4 protein-coding genes are annotated in these 4,665 nt (G+C 37.9%); 2 read left to right on the top strand and 2 right to left on the bottom strand.

Annotated features, from left to right (window positions below; genetic code table 11):
- Nucleotides 1–519 (top strand): ZIP family metal transporter (locus tag WB217_RS10705; RefSeq protein WP_423993218.1); only part of this gene is annotated, 519 nt, incomplete at its 5' end.
- An 81-nt stretch (nt 520–600) separates the two neighbouring features.
- Here the strand turns inward: WB217_RS10705 and putP are convergent.
- Entirely contained in the window at nt 601–2,070 is a 1,470-nt protein-coding gene (putP, locus tag WB217_RS10700; protein WP_423993217.1) for a sodium/proline symporter PutP, read from the bottom strand.
- Between the two features lie 855 nt (nt 2,071–2,925).
- Complete coding sequence (locus tag WB217_RS10695; protein WP_423993216.1) at nt 2,926–3,402, bottom strand: CarD family transcriptional regulator; 477 nt, start codon at nt 3,400–3,402, stop codon at nt 2,926–2,928.
- 696 nt (nt 3,403–4,098) lie between these two features.
- On the opposite strand from WB217_RS10695, the gene WB217_RS10690 reads away from it, so the two are divergent.
- Complete coding sequence (locus WB217_RS10690; RefSeq protein WP_423993215.1) at nt 4,099–4,299, top strand: cold-shock protein; 201 nt, start codon at nt 4,099–4,101, stop codon at nt 4,297–4,299.
- Nucleotides 4,300–4,665: the final 366 nt, after the last annotated feature.

Here is a 4,665-nt window from a genome sequence, read left to right as displayed (position 1 = left end):
GGTGCTGCCGTTTTTACTATATTCGACTATATCGTCTCCAAAAAAGGAGCTTCGCATCGAAAAAGATCTGGAACTCAGGCTGCTGAGAGTGCGGGAATCGCCTTATTCATCGGTACCATCATCGATGCCGTTCCAGAGTCGATCATGATCGGCGCAAGTCTTCTTGAGCAAGAAACGGTGAGTTTCCTCCTCGTAGTCGCTATTTTTATCAGTAATATTCCGGAGGGTCTTTCCAGTACTGCGGGGATGAAGAAAAACGGCTATTCCAAGACAAAAATTACTGTAATGTGGTTATCGGTACTGGCCATTTCTACATTTGCCTCATGGGCAGGATTCTTTTTCCTTGATGGTGCATCAGATGGCCTCATGGCCGGGATATCAGCCTTCGCCGGCGGAGGAATCATCGCCATGATTGCTTCAACGATGATGCCGGAAGCCTTCGAAGAAAGCGGACCAATAACAGGTCTAATTACAGCCCTCGGACTGTTGGCGTCCATCATCCTTAATCACTATGCATAGAAAGTGCAAGCGCCTTGGTAAGAAAAATGGGGACGGATCTCACGTTTCAATTAAAACGCGAGAACCGTCCCCATGTTCATATTAGTTAGACATAATCTCTTCCATTTCATTAAATTCTTCTCGTACGGCTTTTCCTGGCTTATTTGTCATAAGACTTACTACCACCACGGCAATAAGGCTCAGGAAGAATCCAGGAATCATTTCATACATGAAGCCTTTCAATGCTGGAACGCTGATCCAAACCATGACTGTGGCTGCACCAACGATAATGCCGGCTAATGCACCCCAGCGGTTCATTCGCTTCCAGTAAAGACTTAACAGGATGACTGGACCAAATGCAGATCCGAATCCTGCCCACGCATTCCCTACTAGGGAAAGAATGGAATCCTTTGGCGTATACGAAAGTCCGATACCAACTAACGCAACAAGTAAAACGGACATTCTGCCAACAAACACTAATTCCTTATCCGATGCTTCCCGGCGTAAGAACGCTTTGTAAAAGTCCTCCGTCAACGCACTGGATGTTACAAGCAATTGCGAAGAAATCGTACTCATGATCGCAGCAAGAATTGCCGCAAGCAGAAAACCAGTGATATAAGGATGGAAAAGGATATTTGAAAACAAGATGAAAATCGTTTCTGGATTTTCAAGTGTGACGTTGTTCTTTGAAACATAGGCAATACCTACAAGTCCTACAGCTAATGCACCGATAATCGAAATGATCATCCAGCCCATCGCGATTCTGCGTGCAGGCTTTAGCTCTTCGACAGAGTTAATTGCCATAAAGCGGACGATAATATGCGGCTGTCCAAAATAACCTAAGCCCCATGCTAAAAAGGACATAATGCCAATCACGGATGTTCCTTTAAAGATATTCATTAATGTTGGATCAATCTTTTGAACACTATCCATTACATTTGCTGTACCACCAAGATCGGTAAAGGCCACGACCGGTACAAGGATAAGTGCAACAAACATAATCAAGCCTTGTACAAAGTCCGTCAAACTTACCGCAAGGAATCCTCCGAACAGCGTATAAACAATGACAACACCCGCTGTTACGAATAAACCAATTCGATAATCGAGCCCGAATGCTGATTCAAATAAAGTACCACCAGACACTAGACCAGCTGATGTGTACAGTGTGAAAAAAACGATAATAACAATGGCTGAAACGGATCGAAGAATCTTTGTATGATCCGAAAAGCGGTTTTCAAGAAAATCGGGGATGGTAATTGAATCATTTGCTAATTCTGTATAAGCTCGCAGTCTTGGAGCAAGAATGAGGTAGTTTAAATAGGCACCAATCGATAATCCGATTGCCAGCCAGGCACTTGAAAGTCCAGTCGTATACATGGCGCCTGGCAATCCCATCAGCATCCAGCCGCTCATATCAGACGCACCTGCAGAAAGAGCTGTTACAGATGGCCCCAGTCCACGGCCTCCCAGCATATAATCATTCAGGTTAGATGTCTTCCGATATGCATAAAACCCAATTAATAACATCGCTATAAAATAAATACCCAAAGAAATAAATACTTCAAAATTCACCAAATCTCTCCTCTTCGTTTTCCCTAAACGAAATAATTAACATAGTGGTTGTTATAAACAGGCATCTTAAAAAAGCCGAACCACGAAAAAATTCTTATGTTAATTATGCCGTCCAAGTTTATTTGCCCCCTCAAAGGGGCTACGGTTACTTAACCTAACAAAGAATCCATATCGTTTCAAGGAAAGTCCCGTAAATCAGGGAAAGAGCAAAAACGCTGCAGCTACCAAGCTTTTAGGAATGAAGGCGGTTTCAAAATTAATTGAAGTAATTATATTAGGAATGTTCAGAAATTACAAAAGAGGTGATTTTGGGCTTCTTATCAGATTTTCTAAACCTGCTGAAAATGAAAAGAACTCAGACCTTTTCGGCACTGAGTCCTTTCATCTTTTATATTTAGTCGATCTATGGTTCGTTACTAGCCGTGCACCTTAAAATTCTTTTAAGATTAGTCCTAAGGTCTGGTCCGGCGAACCTCTCAGCAGATGAAAAAATTCTTAATGATAGAGGTGAGATTGATTGTTTTTTCTTCTAGAAATAATGACTTAAATAATATATTGTATACCTAAAACAATGAAAGCCCTACCTCTCTTTCATCCTTACGGCTCCTTGTCCGTGCCAGTGTGAATCAGGATTGCAAAAATTAAGTGACTATTTTATCGAGTAATTTGATGAAACTTCAAACGTTCGTAAAGGAAATTTAAATAATATAGATTGTAGAAATAACAAAAGAGGTAAATGTGCTAATGGTGAGTTGGAGAAGTTGAATGTCTTGAAAAGATTTACTTTTAATAGCAAACATATCATCAGAAAATTCAGTATATTTCTGACATGTTATACTTTATCTTAAAGAAACCTTAACAAAAACTTTTTATTTGATTTTCAGTGATTCCTTTAATTAATCCCAGTTCACTAATCAAAAATTCATGTGCGTTATCTAACATTTTTTTTTCGCTTGTATTAAGTGCTTTTTCTTTCTTCATACGCATTAAATCACGTACAACTTCAGTACATTCTTGTATTTTACCCGTTTTTATTTTGTCCGTGTTCACTTTATACCTTTGTTTCCACGGCAGTAATCCATCTGATTCTCCATGATGAAAAATGTTTATGATGTGTTTTAATGCAATTATGTCAGTAACAGGGCGTATATTTAAACTCAATATTTTCCCCGTAGGAATCATGACTTGCATATTACCGATTAACATTTTTATAACATAATACTGTTGTTTTTCCCCTGAGATTTCCTTTTCTTCTATGGCTTTAATTATACCTACTCCGTGCATTGGATAAACAATGTTATCGTCAATTTGAAACAAATAATCCACCTCCATATATGGTAACCTTCTTAACCTTAACATATATATGATTTTTTATCAAATTTTTAATAATATCATAAATTTATTTTCAGTGTCAACTACTTTTTCTTCAGAAATCAAAAAAAGCTAAAACAATAGGAATGGTGTTGGATTACCTATAAAAGGAAGGTTATTTTTCCCCGCGTATATTATGAAATCTCAACTAACCTTAATATTTTTATTCTATATAAAACCTACCTGCGCAAATAACACCAAAAGCGACTGCCTTGTTCAGCAATCGCCCCCTTTTGTTCAAGAAGAAACTTTACCTAGCCCTTAAACCAGACTAAAACTGCTTCCCTTGCTCTCTTTAAATCCGCGTTTCATTCTAATCAATCCTTCCTTTTGAAAAATTAATCCTGGATGCAACGCAAAAAACAGTCGTCTATAAATAGAATACTGTTCATGACAGTATTGGATTCAGAGCCGTATATCCAGAACATAATTGAATAAACCAATGATAAAAAACATTCATTATACAAGATACAAGCAGTATTGCGTTTTTGACATCCTTCCTTTAATTTGCAATTTTTTCAGTATCCTGTTATGATAAAAAAGAATTATTTTTGTTCGGTGTAAAGGGATAGTATGAATATGGACTTTTCTTCTTGAGAATCACTTTGGGCAAGGATAGTAATACATTGTGTTTTAACGCACTAGGAGGCAACAAAAATGGAACAAGGTACAGTAAAATGGTTTAACGCAGAAAAAGGCTTCGGATTCATCGAACGCGAAGGTGGAGACGACGTATTCGTACATTTCTCTGCTATCCAATCTGAAGGATTCAAATCTTTAGACGAAGGCCAAAAAGTTACTTTTGGCGTTGAGCAAGGTCAACGTGGACCACAAGCTACTAACGTTCAAAAAGCTTAATCTTATATCGATGACATAAACAAGCTCTTATTAAAGAGCTTGTTTTTTTATATTCTCTTTTTTTTACTCATAAAAAAACCCTACTCTTTGTCCGAGTAGGGAGATGGAGCCGGTAATATAAAAAGATTTAAAGCTTTAAAGGTTTGTTTACAGTATAACATACTGTATTAACAATATGGGGAATGTATATGGATTATTTCTTTACGCTTACCTGACTGCTAGTGAAACATGAAAAAGGCTGCAGAAGTTTTAAGGTAAAACCTGATAAAAACCTCTCATTGCATACCTACCAAATGGATAACCAAGCGAAAGTAACACTTGAAAGACTGGTATGGACATAAACATAATTGCAACAATTATTGATGA

This window comes from Mesobacillus sp., from assembly GCF_049588175.1.
Classification (GTDB): Bacteria; Bacillota; Bacilli; order Bacillales; family Cytobacillaceae; genus Mesobacillus.
Note: the sequence above shows the minus strand (reverse complement) of the source record. Positions and strands in the feature narration are given on the sequence as shown.